Origin of the sequence: Pseudonocardia sp., assembly GCF_025965585.1 — a bacterium.
In the GTDB taxonomy this organism is placed as follows: domain Bacteria; phylum Actinomycetota; class Actinomycetes; order Mycobacteriales; family Pseudonocardiaceae; genus Pseudonocardia.
Genome location: NZ_JAOPWR010000188.1, coordinates 1 through 26,071, shown reverse-complemented (window position 1 = coordinate 26,071; position 26,071 = coordinate 1). Strand labels below are relative to the sequence as shown.

23 protein-coding genes, 1 tRNA gene and 1 pseudogene are annotated in these 26,071 nt (G+C 72.1%); 17 read left to right on the top strand and 8 right to left on the bottom strand.

The annotated features are described in order from the left end of the window. Positions 1–138 precede the first annotated feature (138 nt). From JWR81_RS12220 to JWR81_RS12200, 5 genes are all read left to right on the top strand, one after another. Complete coding sequence (locus JWR81_RS12220; RefSeq protein WP_297650684.1) at positions 139–1,401, top strand: aldehyde dehydrogenase family protein; 1,263 nt, start codon at positions 139–141, stop codon at positions 1,399–1,401. A 9-nt stretch (positions 1,402–1,410) separates the two neighbouring features. Continuing rightward, on the top strand, positions 1,411–2,700 hold the full coding sequence (locus JWR81_RS12215; protein WP_297650682.1) for a pitrilysin family protein: 1,290 nt from the start codon (positions 1,411–1,413) through the stop codon (positions 2,698–2,700). A 70-nt stretch (positions 2,701–2,770) separates the two neighbouring features. Continuing rightward, positions 2,771–4,123, top strand: a complete 1,353-nt coding sequence (locus JWR81_RS12210; RefSeq protein WP_297650680.1) for a pitrilysin family protein — start codon at positions 2,771–2,773, stop codon at positions 4,121–4,123. Next, entirely contained in the window at positions 4,120–5,124 is a 1,005-nt protein-coding gene (gene nudC, locus JWR81_RS12205) for an NAD(+) diphosphatase (RefSeq protein WP_297650678.1), read from the top strand. Before JWR81_RS12210 ends, nudC begins: the two co-directional genes overlap by 4 nt. Before the next feature lie 137 nt (positions 5,125–5,261). Continuing rightward, positions 5,262–6,164 (top strand): hypothetical protein, encoded by a 903-nt coding sequence (locus JWR81_RS12200; protein ID WP_297650676.1) that lies wholly within the window; start codon positions 5,262–5,264, stop codon positions 6,162–6,164. A 74-nt stretch (positions 6,165–6,238) separates the two neighbouring features. Here JWR81_RS12200 and JWR81_RS12195 read toward each other — a convergent pair whose 3' ends face one another. Further along, positions 6,239–6,478, bottom strand: coding sequence for a mycoredoxin (locus JWR81_RS12195; protein ID WP_297650674.1), 240 nt, complete (start codon positions 6,476–6,478; stop codon positions 6,239–6,241). Between the two features lie 56 nt (positions 6,479–6,534). Between JWR81_RS12195 and JWR81_RS12190 the strand changes: the two genes are divergently transcribed. The 4 genes from JWR81_RS12190 to JWR81_RS12175 all read left to right on the top strand — a co-directional run bounded on the left by JWR81_RS12190 (position 6,535) and on the right by JWR81_RS12175 (position 9,770). Beyond that, positions 6,535–8,598, top strand: coding sequence for an ATP-dependent DNA helicase UvrD2 (locus JWR81_RS12190; protein WP_297650671.1), 2,064 nt, complete (start codon positions 6,535–6,537; stop codon positions 8,596–8,598). Positions 8,599–8,740: 142 nt separating this feature from the next. Beyond that, entirely contained in the window at positions 8,741–8,938 is a 198-nt protein-coding gene (locus JWR81_RS12185; protein WP_297650669.1) for a hypothetical protein, read from the top strand. A 176-nt stretch (positions 8,939–9,114) separates the two neighbouring features. Continuing rightward, positions 9,115–9,417: a WhiB family transcriptional regulator gene (locus JWR81_RS12180; protein WP_297650688.1), complete on the top strand. Its 303-nt coding sequence runs from the start codon at positions 9,115–9,117 to the stop codon at positions 9,415–9,417. Between the two features lie 68 nt (positions 9,418–9,485). Continuing rightward, positions 9,486–9,770, top strand: a complete 285-nt coding sequence (locus JWR81_RS12175; RefSeq protein ID WP_297650667.1) for a hypothetical protein — start codon at positions 9,486–9,488, stop codon at positions 9,768–9,770. An 84-nt stretch (positions 9,771–9,854) separates the two neighbouring features. On the opposite strand, the gene JWR81_RS12170 is transcribed toward JWR81_RS12175, so the two are convergent. Continuing rightward, complete coding sequence (locus tag JWR81_RS12170; RefSeq protein ID WP_297650665.1) at positions 9,855–11,195, bottom strand: AarF/ABC1/UbiB kinase family protein; 1,341 nt, start codon at positions 11,193–11,195, stop codon at positions 9,855–9,857. Between the two features lie 70 nt (positions 11,196–11,265). After that, positions 11,266–12,300, bottom strand: a complete 1,035-nt coding sequence (locus JWR81_RS12165) for a hypothetical protein (RefSeq protein WP_297650663.1) — start codon at positions 12,298–12,300, stop codon at positions 11,266–11,268. Between the two features lie 130 nt (positions 12,301–12,430). On the opposite strand from JWR81_RS12165, the gene JWR81_RS12160 reads away from it, so the two are divergent. Beyond that, positions 12,431–13,036 (top strand): M48 family metallopeptidase, encoded by a 606-nt coding sequence (locus JWR81_RS12160; protein ID WP_297650661.1) that lies wholly within the window; start codon positions 12,431–12,433, stop codon positions 13,034–13,036. A gap of 3 nt (positions 13,037–13,039) precedes the next feature. Here JWR81_RS12160 and JWR81_RS12155 read toward each other — a convergent pair whose 3' ends face one another. Continuing rightward, a complete protein-coding gene (locus JWR81_RS12155) occupies positions 13,040–14,446 on the bottom strand; it encodes a zinc-dependent metalloprotease (protein WP_297650659.1) in 1,407 nt (468 codons plus the stop codon). Between the two features lie 101 nt (positions 14,447–14,547). On the opposite strand from JWR81_RS12155, the gene JWR81_RS12150 reads away from it, so the two are divergent. From JWR81_RS12150 to JWR81_RS12140, 3 genes are all read left to right on the top strand, one after another. Continuing rightward, entirely contained in the window at positions 14,548–15,564 is a 1,017-nt protein-coding gene (locus JWR81_RS12150; protein WP_297650657.1) for a PDZ domain-containing protein, read from the top strand. Between the two features lie 217 nt (positions 15,565–15,781). Beyond that, positions 15,782–18,733: a UPF0182 family protein gene (locus JWR81_RS12145; RefSeq protein ID WP_297650655.1), complete on the top strand. Its 2,952-nt coding sequence runs from the start codon at positions 15,782–15,784 to the stop codon at positions 18,731–18,733. Positions 18,734–18,919: 186 nt separating this feature from the next. Beyond that, positions 18,920–18,993 (top strand) — tRNA-Met (locus tag JWR81_RS12140). Between the two features lie 56 nt (positions 18,994–19,049). Here the strand turns inward: JWR81_RS12140 and JWR81_RS12135 are convergent. The 3 genes and pseudogenes from JWR81_RS12135 to JWR81_RS12125 form a co-directional block, all read right to left on the bottom strand. After that, complete coding sequence (locus tag JWR81_RS12135) at positions 19,050–19,559, bottom strand: tyrosine-type recombinase/integrase (RefSeq protein ID WP_367278779.1); 510 nt, start codon at positions 19,557–19,559, stop codon at positions 19,050–19,052. Continuing rightward, positions 19,542–19,712: pseudogene (locus JWR81_RS12130) on the bottom strand (IS256 family transposase); the annotation flags it as partial. The pseudogene JWR81_RS12130 and the gene JWR81_RS12135, both read right to left, overlap by 18 nt. Before the next feature lie 281 nt (positions 19,713–19,993). Continuing rightward, the gene (locus JWR81_RS12125) at positions 19,994–20,974 is read right to left on the bottom strand and encodes an AraC family transcriptional regulator (RefSeq protein ID WP_297650653.1); all 981 of its coding nucleotides are present in this window, start codon (positions 20,972–20,974) and stop codon (positions 19,994–19,996) included. Between the two features lie 602 nt (positions 20,975–21,576). On the opposite strand from JWR81_RS12125, the gene JWR81_RS12120 reads away from it, so the two are divergent. From JWR81_RS12120 to JWR81_RS12105, 4 genes are all read left to right on the top strand, one after another. Beyond that, the gene (locus JWR81_RS12120; protein WP_297650651.1) at positions 21,577–22,107 is read left to right on the top strand and encodes a hypothetical protein; all 531 of its coding nucleotides are present in this window, start codon (positions 21,577–21,579) and stop codon (positions 22,105–22,107) included. Between the two features lie 14 nt (positions 22,108–22,121). Next, entirely contained in the window at positions 22,122–23,156 is a 1,035-nt protein-coding gene (locus JWR81_RS12115; RefSeq protein WP_297650649.1) for a hypothetical protein, read from the top strand. 185 nt (positions 23,157–23,341) lie between these two features. After that, positions 23,342–24,181: a hypothetical protein gene (locus JWR81_RS12110; RefSeq protein ID WP_297650647.1), complete on the top strand. Its 840-nt coding sequence runs from the start codon at positions 23,342–23,344 to the stop codon at positions 24,179–24,181. 264 nt (positions 24,182–24,445) lie between these two features. Then, on the top strand, positions 24,446–25,378 hold the full coding sequence (locus tag JWR81_RS12105; RefSeq protein ID WP_297650645.1) for an IS1380 family transposase: 933 nt from the start codon (positions 24,446–24,448) through the stop codon (positions 25,376–25,378). Between the two features lie 249 nt (positions 25,379–25,627). On the opposite strand, the gene JWR81_RS12100 is transcribed toward JWR81_RS12105, so the two are convergent. Then, complete coding sequence (locus JWR81_RS12100; RefSeq protein WP_297650643.1) at positions 25,628–25,840, bottom strand: hypothetical protein; 213 nt, start codon at positions 25,838–25,840, stop codon at positions 25,628–25,630. Positions 25,841–26,071: the final 231 nt, after the last annotated feature.

The window sequence follows — 26,071 nt, the reverse complement described above, 5'->3', positions numbered from 1 at the left end:
GCCACCGCCACCGCCACCGCCGACCGCCACCGCTGCCCGCTGCTGCTGCCGCCCGCTGCCGCCCCCAGCCGCGGCGCATCGATGCGCAGAGCAAAGGGGCCGCACCGAACCCCGCCGGGCACGTGGCAACCTTGTTCCGTGAGCACCACCGCGCCCGCCCCTGCCGAGACCGACGCCGCCGCCGTCCGTGACGCCGCCCAGCGCGCCGCGGCCGCCGCCCCGGGTGTCCGGGCCGCGGGTGGGCAGGCCGTCGACGCCGCCCTGCGCACCGCCGCCGCGCTGCTCCGGGAGCGCACCCATCAGCTGCTCGCCGCCAACGCCGACGACGTCGAGGCCGCCGAGCAGAACGGCATGGCCGCCGGCCTGCTCGACCGCCTGCGCCTCACCCCCGAGCGCCTCGACGACATGGCCACCCAGCTCGAGGTGCTCGCCGACACCCCGGAGCCGCCGCTGCAGCGCGAGGTCCGCACGCTGCCCACGGGTGAGCGGGTCTTCGAGCGGCGCGTGCCCGTCGGCGTGATCGGGGCGGTGTTCGAGGCGCGCCCCAATGTCACGGTGGACGTCGCGTCGCAGGTGCTCAAGGCCCGCAGCGCCGCGGTCCTGCGCACGGGGTCGGCCGCACTGGGCTCGGCGAAGGCGCTGGTCGACCTGGTCATCGCCCCCGCCCTCGCGGAGCACGGCATCCCCGTGGCGGCGGTGCAGCTGGTCCCGACCCCCGGCCACGCCGGTGCCGAGGCGCTCGTTGGCCTGCCCGATCTGGTGCCGCTCGTGGTCGTCCGGGGGAGCGGCGACGTCACGCGCAAGCTCTCCGCGCTCGGCGCCGCGGCCGGCACCCGGGTGCTCGCCCACGCCGACGGCGGCGGCGTGCTCTACCTCGACGCGAGCGCCACCGAGGCCGACGTCGAGCGGCTGGTCACCGCGGGCACCGACCGGCTCGGCGTCTGCAACCGGCTGAACCTGCTCCTCATCGATGCCCCCGCCCACGACCGGCTCTGGCCCGTGGCGGAGAAGGCCCTGCGTGAGCGCGCGATCGAGCCGTCGCTGGCTCCGCACAGCCACCCGCTCGGCCACGAGTGGGCGCTCGACGCGGGCGCGGAGGCCCACGTCACCGTCACCACGGTCGACGGTCCGGTCGACGCTGCGCTCACCGCCGCGCGGGAGACGTCCGGCCTGGCCGCCACCGTCTGCGCGGCCGACGAGAGGGCCGCGGAGGCGTTCATCGACGCCTACACGGGCACGGGCGTGTTCTGGAACGCCACCACGCGCCTGCTCGACGGCTACAAGCTGCTGGGCCTCCCCGAGACCGGCATCAACGTGGACCACACGCCCGGCCCGCGCGGCCCGGTGACCTACCTCGACCTGACGCTGCGCCAGTTCGTCGTGCTCCCCGCGGCCAGCTAGATTCGGGTTGTGCCCGTCGAACTGCATCGGACGACCCTGGCCAACGGCCTGCGCGTCCTGATCGTCCCGGATCCCGCCACACCCGTCGTCGGGGTCGCCGTGCACGTCGACGTCGGCTTCCGCTCCGAGCCGGAGGGGCGCACCGGTTTCGCGCACCTCTTCGAGCACCTCATGTTCCAGGGCAGCGAGAGCCTGGAGAAGCTCGCGCACTTCCGCCACGTACAGAGCTCCGGCGGGGTGTTCAACGGCTCGACCCACCAGGACTACACCGATTACTTCCAGGTGCTCCCGGCCGCCGCGCTCGAGCGTGCGCTGTTCCTGGAGGCCGACCGGCTGCGCGCCCCGAAGCTGACGGTCGAGAACCTGCGCAACCAGGTGGACGTCGTCAAGGAGGAGATCCGGCTCAACGTCCTGAACCGGCCCTACGGCGGGTTCCCCTGGATCCTGCTGCCGCCGGTGCTCTATGACACCTTCCCCAACGCGCACAACGGCTACGGCGACTTCTCCGAGCTGGAGCAGGCCAGCCTCGAGGACGCGGCCTCGTTTTTCGACACGTTCTACGCGCCGGGCAACGCGCAGGTCACCGTGGCCGGCTACCTCGACGTCGACGAGACGCTGAAGCTCGTCGAGAAGCACTTCGGCGACATCCCGGCCCGCACCACGCCGCCCCGGCCGTCGTTCGCCGAGCCCGCTCCCGGCGCCGAACGGCGGCAAGTCGTGCCGGACGCCCACGCGCCGCTGCCCGCGCTCGCCGTCGGCTACCGGCTGCCCGACCCGGCCACCGACCTCGACGGCTACCTCGGCCACGCGCTGCTCGGGTCCGTCCTCAGCGAGGGTGAGGCGGCCCGTCTGGAGCGCCGCCTCGTGCACGCCGACGGGCTGGTCACCGACGTCTCCGCGGGGGCGGGCCTGATGGGCCCGCTCGATGCGCGCGACCCCGACACGTTCACGATCACCGCGGTGCACCCCGCTGACGTCGACCCCGACCGCGTGCTGGGCGCGATCGACGACGAGCTGGACAAGCTGGCGGCGAACGGGCCGTCCACCGAGGAGCTCGCCCGGCAGGTGGCACGCTGGTCGGCCGGCCTGCACCAGGAGAACGACAGGGTGATGTACCGGATGCTCGGTCTCGGGGCCCGCGAGCTGCTCTACGGCCGCGCCGAGATCGCCGTCGAGCTGCCCGAACGGCTGGCCGCGGTCACGCCCGCGCAGGTCCAGGCCGCGGCGGCGTCGCTGCGGTCCGCCGGGCGCGGCGTGCTGCTGGTGGAGCCCACGCGCAAGCAGGGAGAGGACTCGTGAGAGAGCTTGCGAGCGAACCGTTGACACAGCACCTCGGGTCATTTCCGACCGAGCGCAGCGAGGGAGTGGGATGACCCGCACCGCCGAGGAGATCGGCCGCACCGAGTCCGGGCCGCGCGGGCTGCCGCCGCTCGGCCCCATCCGGGACGTGCCGCTGCCCGACGTCGAGGACGTCACGCTGCCCAACGGCCTGCGCGTGCTCGCCGCTCACCGGCCCGGTGTGCCGATGGTGGAGCTGCGGCTGCGCGTCCCGTTCGCGGGCGACGACCCCACACACCCCGCCGTCGCGGAGCTGCTGTCGTCCACGCTGCTCACCGGCACCCGCACCCGCGACCGCGTCGCCATCGACGACGAGCTGGCGGCCGTCGGCGCCGACCTCGGCGTCAGCGTCGACCCGGAGCGGCTGATGATCAGCGGTTCGGGGCTGTCGGACGGGTTGCCCGACGTGCTGGGCGTGCTCGCCGACGTCCTCACCGCGGCCACGCACCCCGAGACCGAGGTCGCACGCGAGCGCACCCGTCTCGTCGAGCGGATCGCCGTGGCCCGCTCGCAGCCGCGCACCATCGCGCGTGAGGCGTTGCAGCGCAAGCGCTTCGGGGACCACCCGATCACCCGTGAGATGCCCACGGGCGAGGCCGTCACGGCCGTCACCGCGGAGCAGGTGCGTGCGCTCCAGGCCGCGGCGCTCGTGCCCCGCGGCTCGATCCTGACGATCGTCGGTGACATCGACTCCGGCGCCGCCATCGCCGAGGTCGAGAAGCAGCTCGCCGCGTGGACGGCGGAGCACGCGGCGCAGGAGATGGCGCCGCCCCCGGTGCCCGCCCCGGGCGACATCGAGCTGGTGCACCGGCCGGGTTCCGTGCAGTCGCAGCTGCGGCTCACGGCCGCCGCGGTCCGCCGCGACCACCCCGACTACGCCGCGTTCCAGCTCGCCAACCTCGTGTTCGGCGGCTACTTCTCCTCGCGCTGGATGGAGAACATCCGCGAGGACAAGGGCTACACCTACGGCGCGCACTCCGGGATCGAGTTCATCCCGGGCGGGGCGCTGCTGGGTGTCGACACCGACGTGGCCAGCGACGTCACGGCCGCGGCCCTGCTGGAGACCCGCTACGAGCTGGGCCGGCTCGCCGTCGTCCCGCCGACGGCCGAGGAGATCGACGCGGCGCGCGCCTACTCGATCGGCTCGCTGCTCATCTCGCTCGACAACCAGAACGGGCTCGCGTCCACCATCGCGGCGCTGGCCGCCGACGGGCTCGGTGTCGACTGGCTGCGCGGACACCCTGCGCGGCTGGAGGCCGTCACCGTCGAGCAGGTGGCTGCTGCCGCACTGACCTACTTCGCGCCGACGGCGTTCACCGGCGTCGTGGTGGGTGACGCCGACGTCATCGGGGCCGGCGTCCGGGCGCTGGGGGGTGTCGCGTGAACGCCGACTTCTCGCTGGTCACCCCGCCCGTCCTCTCCCGAGCGGCCGTCTTCCGCGACGAGGCGCTGCGCACCGACGTCGCTCGACAGGAGGCGGGCTGGCCGAAGGCGCGGCTCGTCGTCGTCGACGACCAGGGCCGCACCCCGGTCTCCTGGGACGCCGCGGTCGGATCCGGGTTCGCCGTGGCCGACGCCGGCAGCTGGGACGTCGCTCACGGGGCGGGCGCCACGCTGAAGACCCGCGCCACCACCGGCGCCACCCCCACCGAGGGCGCCGTCCTGCTGGGCGAGGCCGACGGGGTGGCGTACTGGGCGATCCGCGGCAAGCCCGACCTCGTGGCGGGCGACGACCCGTCCGACTGGGCCGACCTGCGCATGACGGGCACCGCCCTCGACGCGCTGGGCGCCGGCCTGTTCACCACGGCCGTGGCGGTGCTGAACTGGCACGACGCCGCGCAGTTCTGCGCCCGTGACGGCTCGCCCACCCACGTGGCGAACGCGGGTTGGCACCGCCACTGCGAGGCGAACGGCCACGAGGAGTACCCGCGCACCGACCCGGCCGTGATCTGCCTCGTGCACGACGGCGCCGAGGGCGACGACGCGCAGGTGCTGCTCGCCCGCCAGCCGGTGTGGCCGGAGGGGCGCTTCACGGTGCTCGCCGGCTTCGTCGAGGGCGGGGAGTCGCTCGAGGCCTGCGTGCAGCGGGAGATCCACGAGGAGGTGGGCGTCGAGGTCACCGACATCCGTTACCTCGGGAGCCAGGCCTGGCCGTTCCCCCGCTCGCTGATGGTCGGGTTCCACGCGGTTGCCGACCCCTCGGAGCCCGTGGTGCCTGCCGACGGCGAGATCGCCGAGGCCATGTGGGTCACCCGCGCGGAGCTGAGGCTGGCGCTGGAGCGGGGGGACTGGAGCGGGAAGGCGGAGCCCGGGGAGCGACTGCTGCTCCTCCCGGGCAAGGTCAGCATCGCCCGCAGCATGCTGGAGAGCTGGGCCGCCTCCTGAGCCCACACACACCCTGAGGTGCTCGCACACAGCGTCCACGGTGTGTGCGAGCCACCAGCGGTGTGTGTGAGCGGGGTTGTCCACAGGCGTGGGCGCACCTCTGGCGCTGACCGGCCCCCGGCGGGGACCGTGGACGCATGGGATCACTGCAGCTGCGGTCGCGCCTTCTCGCCTCCGGATGGTCGGACGACGAGGTGCGCCGCCTGCTCCGCACCGGCGAGCTGAGCCCGGTACGCCGTGGCGCCTACGTGGTCGGCGGCCTGCCGAAGGACCCGGTGCGTCGGCACCGGCTGGAGATCGTCGCGGCGGTGGAGCAACTGGCGGCAGCCGCGGTCGTGAGCCACGCCTCGGGCGCCGTCCTGCACGGTCTTCCGCTCTGGGCGGTCCCGTTCGGCCGAGTGCACGTCTCCCGCCACCGGGCGTCGGGTGGCCGCCTCGGGCGCCGGGTGCACGTGCACACCGCGCCGCTGTCCGCGGACGAGATCGCCCTCGTGGACGGCGTTCCCGTGACGTCGGTGGCCCGCACGGTCGTCGACATCGCCCGCACCGTCGCGTTCGAGCAGGCGGTCGTCGTCGCGGACGCCGCGCTCGCGATGGGGCTGGTCACGGGCGAGCAGCTCGCCGTGGCGGTGCTCCGCGCCACCGGCTGGCGGGGATGTCCGGCCGCCCGGCGGGTGGTCGCCTTCGCGGACGCCGGAGCCGAGAGTCCCGGTGAGTCCCGCAGTCGCGTCGCGATCGTGCAGGCCGGGCTGCCCGCGCCCGTTCTGCAATGGGAGGTGCTCGAGGACCGTCGCAGCCTCGGGTTCGCCGACTTCGGCTGGCCGTGGTTGCGCACGGTGGGCGAGTTCGACGGCGAGATCAAGTACGGGCGGCTGGTGCGCCCGGGACAGGCGCCGGGCGACGTCGTGTTCGCGGAGAAGCGGCGGGAGGACCGGATGCGCGACACCGGCCTCGGCATGGCGCGCTGGACCTGGGACGAGCTCGGTCCTGCGTTCGGGCCGGTGGCCGACCGCATCCGCCGCCGCTTCCGGCCCCTGTGATCACCTGGCACACACCGTCGGAGGCCCGCACACACCGTCGACGGTGTGTGCGGGCCCCGGACGGTGTGTGCCAGCTACGCGACGAGCTTGGTCTGGACGTCCTGGAGGCTCGGGTTCGTGGCCGTGGTGTCGTCCGGGAAGAGCACCACGGGCACGGTCTGGTTACCGCCGTTGACGCCTTCCACGAACGTCGCGGCCTCCGGGTTGCGCTCGATGTCGATCTCGACGTACTCGAGACCTGCCTTGTCCATCTGCATCTTGAGGCGGCGGCAGAAGCCGCACCATGAGGTCGTGTAGATCGTCAGCTGAGCCATACCCTGATCAACGCCCCCGGCCCGAACTGTCATCCCGAGGTGTCAGGATGGGTCCTGTGACGCTGCTCGAAGCCCCCGAACATGGTCTCGACGACGAGCAGCTCGCCGCGGTCACGGCCCCCCGCGGGCCGGTGTGCGTGCTGGCGGGCGCGGGCACGGGCAAGACCCGCACCATCACCCGCCGCATCGGGCACCTGGTCCGCACCGGCCACGTCGCGCCGGGGCAGGTCCTGGCCGTCACGTTCACGGCGCGGGCTGCGGGGGAGATGCGCACCCGCCTGCGCGCGCTGGGCGTCGCGGGAGTGCAGGCGCGCACGTTCCACGCCGCCTCGCTGCGCCAGCTGCGGTACTTCTGGCCGCGCGTGGTGGGCGGCGACCAGTGGCAGCTGCTCGAGGGCAAGCTGCGCGTCGTCGGGCAGGCGGCGGCGCGTCTCAAGGCGGGCACCGACGCCGCCTCGCTGCGCGACTTCGCCGGTGAGATCGAGTGGGCCAAGGCCTGCCTGATCACCCCGGAGCGGTACCCGGCCGAGGTCGCCCGGATGCACCGCGACACGCCCGGCCCCGCGGAGCAGGTGGCGGCCGTCTACGCCGGGTACGAGGCGCTGAAGAACCGCGCCGAGATGCTCGACTTCGACGACCTGCTGCTGCACACGGCCGGCGCGCTCGAGGAGCACGCGTCCGTGGCGGAGGAGTTCCGCGACCGCTACCGCTGCTTCGTCGTCGACGAGTACCAGGACGTCACACCGTTGCAGCAGCGCGTGCTCGACGCCTGGCTCGGTGACCGTGACGACCTGACGGTGGTCGGCGACGCCAACCAGACGATCTACACCTTCGCCGGGGCCAGCCCGCGCCACCTGCTCGACTTCCCGCGCCGCTTCCCCGAGGCCACCGTCGTCCGGCTGCAGCGCGACTACCGGTCCACGCCGCAGGTGGTGGCGGCCGCCAACACCCTGATCGGGGCTGCGCGCGGCCGGCCCGCCGGCAGCAGGCTGCAGCTGATCGGCCAGCTCCCGCCCGGTGCCGAGCCCGATTTCACCGAGCACGACGACGAGCCCGCCGAGGCCGCCGCCATCGCCCGGCAGATCAAGCGGATCGTCGCCGACGGTACGCCCGCCGCCGAGATCGCCGTGCTGTTCCGGATCAACGCGCAGTCGGAGGTCTACGAGCAGGCGCTCACCGAGGTCGGCGTCCCGTACCAGGTGCGCGGCGGTGAGCGGTTCTTCTCCCGCCCCGAGGTGCGCCGTGCCATGACGATGATCCGCACGAGCAGCCAGTTCCAGGGCCCGCTCATCGACGTCGTCCGCAAGGTGCTCGTCCCCGTCGGCCTGACGCCCGAGCCGCCCGGCGGCGCCCAGCAGCGGGCCCAGTGGGAGTCGCTGCTCGCCATCGTCGAGCTGGCCGAGGAGCTGGTCGCCGTCGAGCCCGAGGCCGACATGCGCCGCTTCGCCGCCGAGCTGGAGACCCGCGCCGACGCCGCGCACCCCCCCACCGTCCAGGGCGTCACGCTGGCGTCGCTGCACGCGGCGAAGGGCCTCGAGTGGGACGTCGTGTTCCTCGTCGGCCTCGTCGACGGCACGCTGCCCATCCAGCACGCCGACGGCGACGAGGACGCCATCGAGGAGGAGCGCAGGCTGCTCTACGTCGGCATCACGCGGGCTCGGCGCCGCGTCTCGCTGTCGTGGGCGCTGTCGCGTCAGCCGGGGGGAGCGCGCCGCCGCAGGCGCAGCCGTTTCCTGTACGGGCTGATCCCCGACCACCACCCGGCCTCGCGCATCGCGAACACCGCCGAGCGCGGCGGCTCGAAGCCGCGGTGCCGGGTATGCGGGTCGCCGCTGCTGGGCATCGACGCGCTCAAGATGCAGCGCTGCTCCGACTGTCCGTCCGATGTGGACACCGACCTGCTCGACCGGCTCCGCGAGTGGCGCAGCGGCGAGGCCCGCGAGCAGCAGGTCCCCGCCTACGTCGTGTTCACCGACGCCACGCTGACGGCCATCGCCGAGCAGCGCCCCTCCGACCGCGCCGCGCTCGTCGGCATCCCGGGGATCGGGGCCCGCAAGCTCGACCGCTACGGGCCGGCCGTGCTGTCGCTCGTGTCCGACGAGCACCGCCCGGAACAGTGACTCCGGCGGCGACCCGGAAGGGAATGCCCGAACTTTCGTGAAAATGGGTTGTGCACCCCCCGGGGGTGTCCCTAGCCTCACTTCACGACGAGCTCACCTGCCCGTTCTTCGCCACGACCAGACCCCGGAAGGGGGTGCCGAGATGACCACCACGATGCCCACCATCACCGCCGGAGCCTTCTACGGCGCCCGCCTGCGTGTCGAGGGTCTGCGTGTCGAGGGTCCGGGCATGGAGTCCGTCGCGCACCCGCACGCGTGGAAGCAGCAGCGACCGGCGCTCGTGGATTTCGTGATCGACAACAGCACAGGTGTGTCCGCTCGGGAGCGTCGCCATACGTAGGCGATCAGCAACCGGCCCCAGATCGAAGGCCGCGGACCCCTCACCGGGATCCGCGGCCTTTTTTGTTGTTCCTGCCTGACCACATCTCTCAGGAGGTAGTTGTGCTAGCCCGATCAGTTCCGTTGGACGGCGGAGCGATCTGTCCCGACCAGTGCGGTGGCGACTCCGTCACCCCGCTGGGGTCCGTGCTCGATGCGGCACCCCGCGCCGGGCTGGATCTGCCCTGTCGCTCCGGCGACGCCGACCAGTGGTTCGCCGAGGCTCCTGCCGAGCTGGAGCGCGCCAAGGCCCTCTGCGGGCACTGCCCGATCCAGGTCGAGTGCCTGGCCGGTGCGTTGAGCCGCGGGGAGCCGTGGGGAGTCTGGGGCGGTGAGATCTTCGAGCGCGGGGTCGCGATCCCGCGCAAGAGGCCTCGCGGCCGCCCGAGCAAGGCCGCCCTGGCCCGCGACCGCGCGTTCGCCGCGGTCGTCTCGGCCTGACCCGCACCGGCTGGTCCACCGGACAACCGTGGGTTCCCCGAGAGCCCGATGACCTTCAGGAGACACCGATGACCGACCTCATGACCACCCCGACGCCCGCATCCGCCCACCCGACGCCCGCTGTGCACAACCGCGAAGGAACGACGATGCTGCTCCACGAAGCACTGGCCAGATGCCGACACCAAGAGGCCCTCAGGGCCGCACGTGAGTTCCGCTTCGCCCGCAGCGTGACCGCGGGCCGCCGGTGGACCCTGCTCGCCCGGTTCGCCGCCCGGCGTGCCGAGCGCGCCCGTGCGGGCCTGGACGTGCCCACCGGTCACCACCGGGTGAGCGGCCTCCGCAGCGCCTTCTGATCCCTCGGTCCGAGGGAGCGCTGCACCGGGAGACCGGCGGCGCCCCGGTCCTGTCCGGACCGGGGCGCCGCCGGCATGTGCGGATCAGGTGTGGCGGCCCGCCGACTCGTCCTCCGCGTCGAAGATCCACGGCTGCCAGTGGCGGACGATGCCGCGCAGCGGCACGTCGACGTCGAGCTGGCAGAGCACGGCGAGCGTGCCCATCGTGACGCGGTGGATGAGCAGGTACTGCGGTGGGAGGTTGAGCTCGCGCCCGGTGTTGAAGTGCGGGCTGCGCAGATCGCCGACGCGCTCCGCCTGGCTCTGCAGCCACCGCCGGTTGAAGCGGAAGACCTCCTCGCGCAGCGGGTCGGTGAACGGCGAGAGGTAGGCCTCCGCCTCCTGGGCGCCGAGCTTCGATCCGGCCCGCACGAAGCCGTCGTCGCGCAGGAGCTGCAACAGGTCGTCCGACCGGTTCTCCAGCGCGAGCCGCACCATCACCGAGAGCGGCCGGGGCAGTCCGTCGGGGAGCCGGGCCACGGCGCCGAAGTCGATGACCATGAGCCGGCCGTCCTCGAGCACCTGGAAGTTGCCCGGGTGGGGGTCGGCGTGCAGCAGCCCGACACGGGCGGGTGAGGAGTACAGGAACTCGGCGAGCAGGGCCGCGACGGAGTCGCGCTGCTCCTGCGTGCCGGTGGTGATGACGTCCGACAGCTTCCTGCCGGTGACCCACTCGGACACCATCGCCTTGGGGGCCGACGCCACCACGCGGGGGATCTTCACGTTCTCGTCGCCGTCGAACGCCGCGGCGAATACACGCTGGTTCTCGGCCTCGTCGCGGTAGTCGAGCTCCTCCTCCATGCGGTCGCGCAGCTCGGCGATCAGCGGCTTGATCTCGAGTCCCGGCACGAGCGGCTGCATCACGCGGCTCATGCGCGAGAGCTGCCGCAGGTCGGAGCGCAGCGCCTCCTCGGCGCCGGGGTACTGCACCTTGACCGCGACGTCGCGCCCGTCGCGCCACACCGCCCGGTGGACCTGCCCGATGCTCGCGGCCGCGGCCGGCGTCTCGTCGAACTCCTGGAACCGCGCGCGCCAGCCGCGACCGAACTGCTCGGCCAGCATCCGGTGCACGTCCGACGGCGGCATCGGGGGAGCCGCGGACTGCAGTTTGACCAGCGAGTCACGAAACGGTGCTGCGAACTCGTCGGGGATGGCCGCCTCGAAGACGCTCAGGGCCTGGCCGAACTTCATGGCCCCGCCCTTGAGCTCGCCCAGCACCTCGAACAGCTGCTCGGCGCTCTTGGCCATCAGCTGCGCGGTGATCTGCTCGCCGTCGCCCCCCGCCAGTCTGCGGCCCCAGCCTCCGACTGCGCGCCCGGCCACCCCGAGGGGGAGGCTGGCGAGCTTCGCGGTGCGGGCCGCGGTCCGCCGCGGGATGTCGGTCACGCCGGCCCCTCTCCGTTCGTCGACACGGCCGCGGGCCGTGCTGCGTCGATGTGTGCACTCGCAAGCTCGCTCACCCCATGATTGTGTCCCCATCCGCACGCATCCCGCTCGTCGCCTGCGGCGTGGGTCGCCCCACTCCGGCCGGAACCGCCCGACAGTGGCACTCCGCGCGCGCTGTCCACGCCCGCCGCCGGAGCGTGCCCGCTGTGACGTCGAGTTCGAGCGTGGCGTCCAGCGCGGCCGGGGCCGGACCGCCGCCACCCGCGCCGTCGACGGCGGCCAGTGCCTGCGCCGTGGCGAGACCGGCGGTGGCGGCGACGCACGCGGGATCGGCCCGGCCCGCCCGCCCGACCAGCTGCGCGGAGACGGCGGGCCAGCTCGGGTCGCACGCCGCGCGGTGCAGCTCCAGGCAGGCGAGGCAGGTGGAGCGGCCGGGCAGCACCAGCGGCCCGACGACGCCGACGCCGTCGCGCAGCCGGGCGGGCAGGTGGGCGACGCCGTCGGCGTGCAGGGTGGTGAGCCGATCGGGCGCGGGAGCCTCGTCGGCGAGCACGACGAGATCGGGCACGAGTCGCAGGGGCGGTGGCCCGGTGACGGTGCCCGGCAGCAGCCGGTGCAGTGCGGCGCGGGTGGCGGTCAGGCGATCGCCGCCCCGGTCGGCATCGAGGTAGCCGGTGCCGAGATCGCCCGTGCGGACCTCGCCGCCGGTGTCGGTGTGCACGGTGCCGACGCCGGCGAGCGCCAGGCCGGTGACGATCCCGACCGCCAGCGGGCCCCTCCCGACCACCACGGCGATGGACGACGCCCGCCGTGTGTCGCGGAGCTCCAGGATGGCGGCGTCGGCCACCGCGCCGCTCTCGACCAGCTCCGCGAGCAGCGCCTCGGCCTCCTCCGGTGCGGCCCCGCGCTCGACGGCCCTGGCCACCACCACGTGCGCCGCAACGGGGGCGCGCAGCTCGTCGACCATCTCCGCGAGCGGGAGAGAGAGCCCGTCGGCGACGACGGCGGCCGCCGGATCGAGGCCGAACAGGCGCCCGTTGCCGGGCAGCGGCAGCACGGAGCGATGCGGTGGCAGGCGGACGGTGGCGGGCAGGGCGGGCGGCATCGTCCGATCGTGCCCCGGCGCCGCCTGACGTGCGTCGGGTTGTCCACAGGGGTCGCCCACCTGTGGACGACCGCGATCAGTACCCGTCGGGCGGGACCGCGATCCGGGAGCCGGGGACTAGGGTGGGGTGATGGCGCAGCCCTCGGTCGTCGAGGTCCGACGTAGTGATCGCCGCCGGCGCATGGTCAGCGCGCGTCGCGAGGGTGACACGGTGATCGTCTTCATCCCGGGGTGGATGAGCGAGTCCGAGGAACGCCGCTGGGTCGACGAGATGGTGCGCAGGCTCGAGCGCAGCGAGGCCCGCCGCCGTTCCCCGGCCCGCACCGGCGACGACGCCCTGCGCACCCGCAGCATGGAGCTGTCGCGCCGCTACCTCGAAGGGCGGGCCGAGCCCGCCACGGTGCGGTGGGTGGCGCCGATGCGCACACGCTGGGCGTCGTGCACGCCTGCCGACGGCACCATCCGCATCAGCGAGCGCCTGCGCGACGCCCCGGGCTGGGTGGTCGACTACGTGCTGGTGCACGAGCTCGCCCACCTGCTCGAACCCGGCCACGACGCCAAGTTCTGGGCGTGGGTGCACCACTACCCGCGCACCGAGCGCGCGATGGGGTACCTGGAGGGCCTGTCGGCCGCGGCCGGCCTCGGCTTCGTCGGCCTGGACGGCGACGAGCCGCCCGGGGCCGAGCACCCGTCGGAGGCCGACGCGGCCCTCGGCTCCGAGGCCGCGTCGGCCTGAGCGTCAGCTCGTCGAGCTGCCGGAGTCGCCGGAGTCCTTGTCCTCGGGCTCCTGGGGCGCCTTCTCGTTGGCGAGCTTCTCGAGCTCGGCGATGGGGTCGCGACCCTCGTCGCGGGCCACGAACGCGGCGGGGTCGTCGAGGTCGTCGGCCGTGGGCACGAGGTCGGGGTGGGCCCACAGGGCGTCCCGGCCGGCCATGCCGCGCTGCTCGCCGAGCAGCCTCCACAGCTCGGCGGCATCGCGGAGCCGGCGCGGGCGCAGCTCCAGACCCACCACCGTGGCGAACGTCTGCTCGGCGGGCCCCCCGGACGCACGGCGACGGCGCAGCGTCTCGCGCATCGCCTCCGCTCCGGGCAGGCGGTCGCCGACGGCCTCGGCCACCACGGCGTCGACCCAGCCCTCGATGAGCGCGAGCAGCGTCTCCAGCCGCGCGAGCGCGGCCTTCTGCTCCGGCGTGGTCTCCGGATCGAACATGCCGCCCTGCATGGCCTCCTCGATGGCGGCCGGGTTGGACGGGTCGATGCCGCGGGCCAGCTCCTCGATGCGGGAGGTGTCGACGCGGATGCCCTGCGCGTACTGCTCGACGGCGCCGAGCAGCCGCTCCTTCAGCCAGCCGACGTGCGCGAACAGCCGCTGGTGGGCGGCCTCGCGCGCGGCCAGGAACAGCAGCACCTCGCTGGCGGGGCGGTCGAGGTCCTTCGTGAACTTCTCGACGTTCTCCGGCAGCAGCGCCGCGGTGCGATCGGGGCCCACGGGGATGCCGATGTCGGTGGAGGTGAGCACCTCCGCGGCGAGCTGGGCGAGGCCCTGGCCGAGCTGGCTGCCGAAGGCGAGCCCGCCCATCTGGCCGAGCATCGCCATCATCGGGCCCGCGGCCTCGCGGGCCTCGGCAGGGAGACCCTCGACCCACGCGCTCGAGACGCGCTGCGCGACCGGGTCGCACAGCCGCTTCCACGTGGGCATGCTCGCGTCGACCCACTCGGCCGCGGACCACGCCTTGATCTCCGTGGCGCCCGTGGGGAAGTCGGTGGCCGCGTCGAGCCACAGCTCGGCGAGCCGCACGGCGTCGCTGACGGCGGCGCGCTGCGCCCCGGTGAGCGACGACGTGGTTGCGGCGAGGCGCTGGTGGGCGAGCTGCGCGGCGAGGTTGTAGTTGACCGGCCCGCCACCCGTGTCCTGCGCCTGGCTCAGCATCTGCCCGAGCTGCGTGAGCATCTGGCCGAGCTGGCTGACGTCGAACCCGCCGGGGCCGCCCATCCCGGGCATCCCCGGGAACCCGCCCGGTGGCATGCCGGGCAGGTTGCCGAAGCCGAACGGGTCCTGGGGACCGTCGCCCGACGAGCGGTCGGGTTTGTCGTCCTTGTCGCGGTCGCGGTCAGCGGGCCCGAAACCGAACGGGGTGTCGCTCATAGGACCCACGGTACGCGTGACGGGCGGGCCGGGCGGCGTGTGCCACCGGTGATCACCCCACCGTACGAGGGCCCCACGCGGGCTCCACATAGGCTCGCGGCGTGAAGCACCGCACGTGGACCATCGTCTCCGCAGGCCTGCTCGCCCTGGCGCTGGGAGTGCTCGGGGCCACCGTGCCGGTGCCGATGGTGGCGCTCGGGCCCGGCCCGACGTTCAACACCCTCGACGTGGTGGACGGAACGCCCGTGGTGGCCGTCGCCGGGCTGCCGACCTACCCGACGACCGGCCACCTCAACATGACCACGGTGTCGGTCACCGACCGGCTCACGCTGTTCAACGTGCTCGGCTTCTGGGCCGCCCACGACCAGCAGGTCGTGCCGCGCAGCACGGTCTTCCCACCGGACCAGAGTGACCAGCAGGTGCAGCAGCAGAACTCCGACGAGTTCGCGGCCTCCGAGGTCAACGCCGAGGTCGCCGCGCTGACGGACCTCAAGCTCCCCACTCGCGTGGTGGTGTCGGACCTGACCGACGGCTCGCCGGCGACGGGCAAGCTCGAGAAGGGCGACACCCTCCTGGCCGTCAACGACAAGCCGGTCTCCAGCCCGCAGGCCGTCTCCGACGCGCTGACGGCCACCAAGCCGGGCCAGCCCGTCACCGTCATCTACTCCCGTGGCGGCACGCAGGCCGACGCGACGGTGGTGCTCGGCTCGAGCCCGGACCGGCCGCAGGGCCTGCTGGGCGTCCGGCCCGGTATCGAGCCGAAGGACGGCGACATCACGATCAGCCTGGGCGACATCGGCGGCCCGTCCGCGGGCCTGATGTTCACCCTCGCCGTGATCGACAAGCTGACGCCGGGGGATCTGACCGGCGGCCGATTCGTCGCGGGCACCGGCACGATCGACGCGTCGGGCGACGTCGGGGCGATCGGCGGCATCCCGTTCAAGATGATGGCGGCCCGCGCGGCCGGGGCCACGACGTTCCTCGTGCCGGCCGACAACTGCACCGAGGCCGCCGCCAACGACCCGGACGGGCTGCAGCTCGTCCGCGTCGCGAAACTCGGCGACGCCCTCACCGCCCTCGATGCGCTGAGAGCGAACAGGCCCGTAACGGGTTGCTGACCCTCCGCCGGGCCTCCTGCGCTGGTCATCCGCCCGGAATATGCATAAAAGGGACATTCGGGGCCCGAACGGGAACTCCACACGCCGTCCGTAGAGTTGGTCGGGCAGAGCGCGCCGTCGGGGCCGGCTGCCAGGGGTTTGTCACGACAGCCACGGGCGGAGACCGACGGGGTGCCCGGCGTCCGAAACCCGAAACACTGGAGCGTGCCCTGTGGCCATGCGGCCCCCGGTGGGATCCCCGACGTTGACCCGCCGTACCCGGATCCTGCTGAGCGTGGCGGGGATCCTCGTGCTGCTGCTGCTCGGTGGATCCCGCCTGCTCAACCTCTACGTCGACTGGCTCTGGTTCGGTGAGGTCGATTTCCGCAGCGTGTTCAGCACGGTGCTGTTCACCCACATCCTGCTGTTCATCATCGGCGGGTTGCTGATCGGCGGCCTCGTCGCGCTGTCGCTGTGGATCGCCTACCGCTCCCGCCCGGTGTTCGTGCCGGTCACCGGCCCCGAGGACCCCATCGCGCGCTACCGCACGCTGATCATCCAGCGACTGCGGCTGTTCGCCATCGGCATCCCGGTGATCATCGGCGTGATCGCCGGCTTCGCCGCGCAGGGCGACTGGCAGATCGTCCAGATGTTCCTGAACTCCACGCCGTTCGGCGTGAGCGACCCGGTGTTCAACATCGACGTCGGCTTCTACGCGTTCCAGCTGCCCTTCTACCGGTACGTGCTGGACTGGCTGTTCGTCTCCGTGGCCATCAGCTTCGCCGCCGCGTTGATCACCCATTACATCTTCGGCGGCATCCGGCTGACGGGCCGCGCCGGCCAGGTCTCGGCCGCCGCCCGCGCCCAGCTCGCGATCCTCGCCGGCGTGTTCGTGCTCCTCAAGGCCGTCGCCTACTACTTCGACCGGTACGAGCTGCTGTTCTCCAACCGCAGCGACATCTTCACCGGCGCCACGTACACGGACCTCAACGCCGTGATGCCGGCCAAGCTGATCCTGCTTTTCATCTCCGTCATCTGCGCCGCGGCGTTCTTCGCGGCCGTGTTCCGCCGCAACCTGCAGCTCCCCGCCATCGCCACGGTGCTGCTGGTGCTCTCGAGCGTGCTCATCGGCGCGGCCTGGCCACAGGTGCTGCAGCAGTTCGTGGTGTCGCCCAACGCCAACGTCCGCGAGTCGGTGCCGATCCAGCGCAACATCGACGCCACGCGCCAGGCGTTCGGCATCGGGCCCGACAAGGTCACCGACGTGCCCTTCTCCGGCACGTCGCAGGTCTCGCCGGCCGCGGTGCGCAACGACACCGCGACGGTGCCCAACATCCGGCTGCTCGACCCGTCGAAGATCTCCGACACGTTCACCCAGCTCCAGCAGCGCCGCACGTTCTACGGCTTCGCACCGAACCTGGACATCGACCGGTACACGGTCAACGGCAAGACCCAGGACTACGTCGTCGCGGCACGCGAGCTGAACGCCGCCGGGCTCACCGGCAACCAGACGGACTGGATCAACCGGCACCTCGTCTACACGCACGGCAACGGGTTCGTCGTCGCCCCGGCCAACCAGGTCAACGCGGCGCTGGAGGACACGGGCGGGCAGGGCGGTCTGCCCAACTTCACGTCCATCGACACGTCCACCGACCAGTCGAAGATCCCGCCTTCGCTGCGGATCACGGAGCCGCGCGTCTACTACGGCGAGCTGCTCAACAGCGACGGCAACGGCTACTCGATCGTCGGGGCCGAGCCGGGTTCCACGCCGCGCGAGTACGACTCGGACACGCAGAACTACACCTACACGGGCAAGGGCGGCGTGTCGCTCGGCAGCTTTGTGAACCGGCTGGCGTTCTCGCTGTTCTACGGTGAGCGCAACATCCTGTTCAACAACTCCATCAACGCCGACTCGAAGATCATGTACGTGCGGGACCCCAAGGACCGCGTCGCGGCCGTCGCCCCGTGGCTGACCACCGATTCGGACCCGTACCCCGCCGTGGTCGACGGCCGGCTGACCTGGATCGTCGACGGCTACACGACGCTGCAGAACTACCCGTACGCCGAGTCGATGTCGCTGGGCAACGCAACCGCCGTCGCGAACCAGGGTCTCAACAGGCAGCCCGACCAGCAGATCAGCTACCTGCGCAACTCGGTGAAGGCCACGGTGGACGCCTACGACGGCACCGTGAAGCTCTACGCCTTCGACCAGTCCGACCCGGTCCTGCAGACGTGGATGAAGGCGTTCCCGGGCACCGTGCTGCCGTCGTCGGCGATCAGCCCCAGCCTCCGCTCGCACTTCCGGTACCCGGAGGACCAGTTCAAGGTCCAACGTGAGCTGCTGACGCGCTACCACGTCGACAACCCGAGCGACTTCTACGGCGGCGTGTCCTTCTGGGACGTGCCGTCCGATCCCACGGTCCAGGCGGGCACCACGGCCGACGCCGCCCAACCGCCGTACTACGTGCTCGCCGGGCAACCGGGGGCGCAGGGCCAGTCCACACCGTCGTTCCAGCTCACCAGCGCGCTGGTGTTCAAGAACAGACAGATCCTCTCGGCCTACGTCTCGGCCAGCTCCGATCCGGCCACGTACGGCAAGATCACCGTGCTCGAGCTACCACCGGACACACAGACGCTGGGCCCGCAACAGGTACAGACGCAGTTCGTCGGGTCACCCGCGGTCAGCCAGGAGATCAGTCTGCTGTCGAGAGGTGGGCAGAGTTCGATCCAGTACGGCAACCTGCTCACGTTGCCCGTAGCGGGCGGGTTGCTGTACGTCGAACCGGTCTACATCGAGAGAGCGAGCCAGGAGTCGTCCTACCCGCAGCTCGCGCGGGTGCTCGTGTACTACAACGGGCAGGTCGGCTACAAACCCACGATCTCCGAGGCGCTCGACGAGGTGTTCGGAGCCGGAGCCGGCGCGGGGGCCACGCAGGTCCCGGGCACATCGCCTACACCGGCGACGAGCGGTACGTCGCCTCCTCCGGCCAGCGGTGGCACCGCCAGCCCGGCCCTGACGGCCGCGACGGCGGCCATCCAGTCGGCGCTGGCGCAGCTGCAGGCGGCTCAGCAGTCCGGCAACTTCGCCGGGCAGGGGCAGGCGCTGGCGGCCCTCGACGCGGCGGTGAAGCAGTTCCAGGCCGCCAACGGGCAGTCCGGGGCCGCGCCCGCCACCGCTCCGGGCGGCTGATCGGCCCGCACCACGACGTCGCCCCCACGGACCACGGTCCGTGGGGGCGGCGTCGTTTCGGGTGCGGTTGCGGCTGTCACCAGGGGCAACGCGAAGAGGCACCCCCGCTGCGGGCATGTTTCCGGGCGGTGTACTGTCGTAGACACAAGAGAACAGCAGTACAGCGGTTCGAGAGAACCGCAGCGGCGCGGGGTGGAGCAGCTCGGTAGCTCGCTGGGCTCATAACCCAGAGGTCGTAGGTTCGAATCCTACCCCCGCTACTACGCAAGAGGGCCACTGACCAGCACGGTCAGTGGCCCTCTTGCTTTGTGTGCGTTCAGGTCAGGGGCGAATCGGTCCTGATGGTCACGGCTGTGGTCACGGAGGCCACCGCCGGCCCCAGGATCGCGGTCGCCGCGACCTGCGCAGCGTGCTCGTCCATCCCCGGGATCACGTGCATGTAGATGTCCTGCGTGAACGAAACCGACGAGTGCCCCAAGCGATCGCTGACGACCTTGACCGGCACGCCGGCCCGCAGCGCCGCCGTGGCGTAGCTGTGCCGGACGTCGTGCAGCCGGATCGGCCGCAGTCCGGCCTCCCAGTTCAGTCGGGCGAACCACTCGGTGATCGTGTCCGGGTGGATCGGTCGGCCGTCGGGAAGGCAGGACAGGTGCTGTCCGGCATGCCCGAACTCCTGTTTCAGCTCGTCCCACCGCACCAGGTACTCCCGCAGCGCCTCGACGGTCACGGGTCGAGCGCGAGCGTTCTCCGACTGTCGTCGGACTTGCCGTCGGAGTCCGTGGCGCGGCCGCCCGCGACGACCCGGCTGGTGCGAGCCATTACGCACCACCTGCCGGCGGCCGTTCTCGTCGCGCTCGCCGCCGTGGCGGGCGATGTAGTCGTCGACCTCGGCCTGCAGGGCTTCGGCGAGCATCTTGCGGGCGCCCTCGCGGACGAGGTCATCGATCAACGACACACCACGTGTCCCGGCGGGGGTCATCAGTGCCGGCAGCTCCACGAACTACGGTAAGCACGGGTCCTACCTTCCCGACCGGCGTTGGCGTGCCGATCTTGCTTGAGCACACCAAGATCACACGGAGGGTACGACCCCACCGACGTCATCCACATGTTTCAAGCATTGCTCCACCGCATCCAATGCCGATCGCTTCGGCCGGCAACCGTAGGAGTCGTCATGAAAGATCGACTCCGTGCGTGTTCCCAGCGTCATCGCTACCACCGTCTGCGTGATCCGATCGGATCCGCCGTCGCGGAGTGCCGCCTTCACCGGCCCGCTGTCTCGGACGGCCAGCAGCCGAACCTGCGTGTGTAGGCGGCGGAGAATCGGCCGGCGTGCAGGAAGCCCCAGCGAGCGGCGACGATGCTGACGGCGAGCGTGCCGGGCTCGGCTGCCAGGAGTTCGGCGTGGATACGATCCAGACGGATCTCTCGCAGGTACGCCATGGGGGGGATGCCGAATGAGCGGGCGAACCCCTCTTGCAGCGTCCGGGCGCTCACCGCGACGGCCGCTGCGAGCGCGGCGGTGGACCAGGGGTGTTCGGGGCGGTCCTGCATGAGATCTACGGCTCGGCGGACGGCACGGGGATGCAGGGCCACCGCGTGCGGGACCAGCGCATCGCTGTAGTTGTGCGAGTGCGTCAGGAGCAATCCGTCGACGATCAGGCTCTCCAGGTGAGCGGCCGCGAGCGGGAAGCGGACCAGGCCGTTCGGGCGTGTCGCCTCCCGCTCCAGCAGGTCGAGCGTGCTCAACCACGCCGCCCCCTGCTCGGTCATGAGATCCATGGCGACGGCGAACTCCAAGGGGCGCGTGAGCTGCCGCCCGAGGAGTCGCTCGAGGTCCCGCTCCATAGCATGGCGGGCGAGCATCAGGCAGAGTTGGGCGCTGCCGGCTCCCCACCGGATGTCGGCCTGCGCACCGGGCATGAACACCGCCGCGCGTTCGGGTGTCGAGACCACCGCGTCTCTGCCGCCGCACCGGGACTCGGTGGCGCCGCACAGCGGGATGTTGACGTGGTAGTGGCTGGTCTCCGTGGTCACCATGTGGATCTCAGGGCCGTACCGCAGGTAGCCGGCCGTCACCGTGTCCAGCTCCAGCGCGTTGAGCTGCATGTCCAGACCTGATGTGCGCTGAAGCATCCGGATGCGGTGCGGCAGGAAGACCCTGGTCACCGCGTCGAGCGCCTCGTCGACGTCGGCGGTTCGCGTGACCACTAGCCCGGGGAGACGTTCTCGCGGACCCGTCATGTGGGACCGACCACCTCGCAACCTCGCTGCACTCGGGCGCAAGTTATCAGGCTTTTGATCTTGGCCGAGCAACGTGGTCCGGCGCGCCAGCATGAGGGCGCCCCGTGACTCCTTGACCTCGCTGTGTTCTGGAGCAGCGGGAGACACGCGCGCCTGCGGGTTCAAAGATCGGACGATCACCGGCGCCGCGTACGGTTGCACGGCCCCGACGAACACCGAATGCCTGGCGAAAACCCGACGGTGCCCGCCCAAGATCGAAAAGCCGGTTATCGCCCCGCCCACGATCCATCGCGGAAAACGGAAGTACCTCGCGTCTGCGGATAGCGACCGAGATCGGGCAATAATCTGCTCCCCGCCCGGTCGGCGACATTCGTCGCGCTGCGATGACGGCCCCGCGACCCCCGCGCCTAGCTGGGCGGAGGCCTGGCCCAGCGACAATAACCACGCCCGTGCACCTGGCATCGCGTTCCCTATGCGCCTAACGCGGGCCACTATCCCATTCGCGCGAGCCTGTAACGCCGTGCGGCGTATTGAGATAGACCAAATAGAGTCACGCGCTGCGTGGCTCGAAGATTCCCGAAGGGGAACAGTTAGGAAACCTGATGCGCAAGACAATTCTGGTGACGGCTGCCGTCGCCACCCTGAGCCTCGGCCTCGCCGCTCCGGCGTTCGCCGACACCACCGGCGGGACCGGTGCCAGCTTCGCCCTCACCGGCGGTCCCCTGTCGATCACCGTCCCGACGACTGTGGCGCCCCTCGGCACCCAGGCGACCGGTGCGACGCCGACGATCAGCGGTCCGCTCGGCCCTGTGACGGTGACCGACGCCCGCGGCCTGCTGGCCGCCGTTTGGACGGCATCGGCCACCTCCACAGCGTTCACCACCGGCGCTGAAGGGCCCGCCGAGACCATCGCGAACACCGCGGTGACCTACACCCCGGGCGCGACGACGGCCCCGACGGGCGGCACGTTCACGGCCGGGCCGGGGGTCGCGATGGGAGCTTCGCAGACCGCGTACTCGGAGGCCGGCGACGGCAACAACTCGGCCAGCTGGAACCCGACCATCAGCGTGGCGGTGCCCACCCAGGCCGTCGTCGGTACCTACAACGCCACGATCACGCACTCGGTCGCCTAGGAACGGCGGACACCGTGCGTCGTCTGTTCCTCGCACTGGCGCTGGTGGTCGGGGCCCTGGTCCCGGCCACCAGCGCCGCCGCCACCACGCCCGCACCACCACCCCCGGCCGCAGCGGCGCCGAACAGTCTCGGCATCCGGCTCCTCGACGCGCCGACCTCAGCAGCCGAGGATCCGCGGGCCCGTGCCTACATCGTCGACCACCTGGCGCCCGGTACGGTGATCCACCGCCGGGTCGAGGTGAGCAACACGACCGCGGCCGTCGCACCCGTCGCGCTCTACCCCGCCGCCGCGGAGATCCGCGACGGGGTGTTCACCCTCGATGCGGGGCGCCCCGCCAACGAGCTGTCCAGCTGGACGACGGTCGATCCCGCCTCGCTGTCCCTGGCCCCCGGCGCCCGCGCCACGGTGGTGCTGACGATCAGCGTGCCGGCTGACGCATCACCCGGGGAGCGCTACGCCGTGCTCTGGGCGGAGCAGGCCACGCCGGCACCGCCGGGAGGCGGCGTCACCCTGGTCAACAGGGTGGGCATCCGCAGCTACCTCTCAGTCGGCCCGGGAGGCCCGCCGCCCTCCAGCTTCACCGTTGACCCCCTCACCGCGGCGCGGGCGCCCGACGGCCACCCCATGGTGACCGCTCAGGTGCACAACACCGGCGGTCGGGCGCTGGACATGTCCGGGACGCTGTCGCTGTCGGGCGGGCCGGGGGCGCTGAGCGCGGGTCCCTTTCCCACGCAGCTCGGCGTCACGCTGGCACCGGGTCAGTCCACGGCGGTGACGATCTCGCTGGACCAGCAACTCCCGGACGGGCCGTGGAACGCCAACCTCACCCTGAAGAGCGGGCTGCTCGAGCAGAACTCCCAGGCCCGCATCCAGTTCCCAGCCGATCCCGGCGCCGCCGCCCCGGTCGCCCCGCAGAAGACGATCGCCGACCACCTCGGGCTCCTCATCGGCGCCCTGGCGCTGCTGGCCGCCCTGGTGATCGCAGCCGTCGTGGTCATCGTTCGACGCCGCCGCGCGCGCCACCAGGCCGCCCAGCACGTCGCCTGACCTTGGTGAGGCCCCGCACGACTCGGGTCACGGGGCCCACCAAGCGACCACACGTCCCACGCGGGCAGTGCCGGCATCACACCAGGTTTCCAGCCATCGCGACGATGGCCTCAGCAGCACGACGAGGAAGGATCATGATGAACCGTCGGACACCGATCGGCGCGGCGTGGGCACTGCGGTCAGCGGTGCTGCTCGTCGCGGTGCTGACCTCGGTCGGGCTACCGGGCACCGCCGAGGCCACCCCCATCTACAGCACCACCGCAGCGCCGCCCTCCGCCGAGACCGACGGGGCCGGCCCGCACCTCGCCGTCCGGCCCGCCGCGCAGACCGTGCGGGAGGGCCAGACCGCGACCTTCACCGCATCGTTCACGCGGCCGTCCACGACGGAGTCCCCGGTCACGATCCGCTGGCAGACCGCGCCGGCGCCGACCGGGCCATGGACCGACCTCACGGGACAGAGCGGCGCCGTCCTGGCGTCCACGGCCACCCGCAGCATGGACGGCGACCTGTTCCAGGCCGTGGTGTCGACCGCCCAGGAATCCTCGAGTTCGCCCCCGGTGATTCTTCACGTGCAACCGGTGCCGGCCCCGCCCGCCACAACCACCCCCTCCAGCCAACCACCGAGCTGCCCGTGGCCTCCCCCGATGCCCCCCATCGGACCTGGCGCACCGTGTCCCGGCCCCACACCCCCATCATTGACACCGTCGGCAATCCCGACGACTCCCTCAGTTCCCGCCGCCTCGACGACGCCCGCCGCAACTGCTGCGACACCGGACAGCGGAGCAGTGACTCCCCCGACCGGGGCGCACTACGGGACCGTCGCACTGCCCGTCCTCCAACTTGGCCAGGAACAAAGTGCTACCGGACACAACTTCATGCCCGGAACGCTCGTGAAAGTCACCCTGGAGCCCGACGGCATCGATCTCGGGACCTACACCGTCGGCCCTGACGGGACCGTCACCACACGCTTCGCCACAACAAACCTGACGGCCGGAACCCACACCGTGCGATGGACACCTGCCTGATTCCTTACGACGATCATCATCCGACTTCGCCAGCCCGGAATCCGTCTCTCGAGGGTCTCCGTGCGTGCCCGGTAACGGCGATCGCCGCCCTGCGCGGATCGGCCGCGGTGAGCGCGCGGGCGGGTTCAGCGGCGGGCGTGGCACGGTGATCGGCGTAGGCATCTCGCACACGACCACCTGCGACCCTGCCAGCCGGGCTCGGGTCGCGGTCCTCGCTCATGGCCCCAGCCACTTTCGTTTGGGCCGGTCGACCCGACAGGTCCGTTGACATTCGATCTGGACTCCACGATCTGCCCGGTCTACGGCCGGACCAAGCAGGGCGCCGGGTTCGGTTATACCAAGGTCCGCGGCTATCACCCGCAGCTCGCGACGCTGGCCGAGACCGGGCAGGTGATCTTCTCCCGGCTCCGCGGCGGGCCGGCCGGCGCCGCGCGCGGCGCGAAGAGCTTCCTCACCGAGACGATCAGCCGACTCCGCCACGCCGGCGCCACCGGCCAGCTCACCGTGCGGGCGGACTCGGCGTTCTACTCCCGCGCCGTGCTGTCGACCGCCCGCACGTTCGGAGTGCGGTTCTCGGTCACCGTCGGGCAGGACAAGAAGATTCGGGCTGCGCTCGCCTCGATCCCCGAGTCGGCATGGGTGCCGATTCCGTACTGGCTCTCCACCCCGGAGGTGTCCGGTGCCGATGTCGCCGAGACGAGCTACACCTGCTTCGCGCACACCCGGGAGGCGATCGAGGTGCGGTTGGTCGTGCGGCGGGTGCGCCCGACGCCGGGCTCGCAGTTGGCGTTGTTCACCGAGTGGGACTACCACGCGATGGTCACCGATCGCGTCGGTGACCTGCACGAAGTCGAGGCCGATCACCGTCGTCACGCTGTGGTCGAGCAGTCGATCGCCGAGCTCAAGTCCGCCGGGCTGGCGCACCTGCCGTCGGGACGGTTCATGGCCAACGCCGCGTGGCTGGCACTGGCGGTGACCGCGCACAACCTGGGCCGCGCCGTCGGCGTCCTGGCCGGCATGAGCCGCGCCACGCCCCGGTACCGCCCGGCCGGTACTTCTGGGGTCGCGGCGGCGGTCGGGGGCCGCAGGGCGACCGCCGGCCAGCCCGCTCGGCGGCCACCCGGAACGGCTCCCGTTCGAACTCGTACCGCAGCACGTTGGCGCAGTAGGGCTCCGTCCGGATCGGCCGCGTTGTAGCCGTCCCACTGCCCGGTCAGGAACAGGAACGCCAGCACCGCCTCCGGATCGGACGGGAGGTGCCCGGCCTCGACGACGGCGTGCAGCGCTGCTGCGTCGCCGTGCGTGGCCGCGTAGCAGAGGTGGTCCCGGGCGGCGCCCGGTCCGATGTCGTGCAGCGCTCGCCGGGCGACGTCCCGGGCGACGGCCGGGGCGATCTCGGCGTCGTTCACGCACTGGGCGAACGCTCGGACTTGTGATTGCCCTCTCCTACACGCGCTGGGGTGGGGTGTGGTGCATCGCGTCGGCCTGCCGCCACTGCGCGCCCGACACCTGCCGGCTGCCCAGGTCGACCATCGCGGCGTTCAGGTCGGAGCGGGTCAGGACACCGGACGGCGCGGCCAGCTCGAGCACCCGGTGCGGGTCGCGGGCCGACACCCGGCAGGCGAGGTGGACGTCGAACGGCCGGAACGCCGCGGGCACAATCGACGAACCAGTCGCCCGGGTGAAGTCGCGAGTCTTGGTCTAGTACTGCAACGGCACTCGGTCAGGGTGGTGGTCGGTGGCCGCGTCGGCGGTAGTGGCAGGTGCGGGCCTGGTGTTGGCGTTCACGGCGCCAGCTCGACCAGGGCATGACGTGGTCGATGCAGGTCAGCGGGGACAGCGCGAGAGCGGCTAGGAGTCGGCGGATCTCGATGGCCGACAGCGGGATCA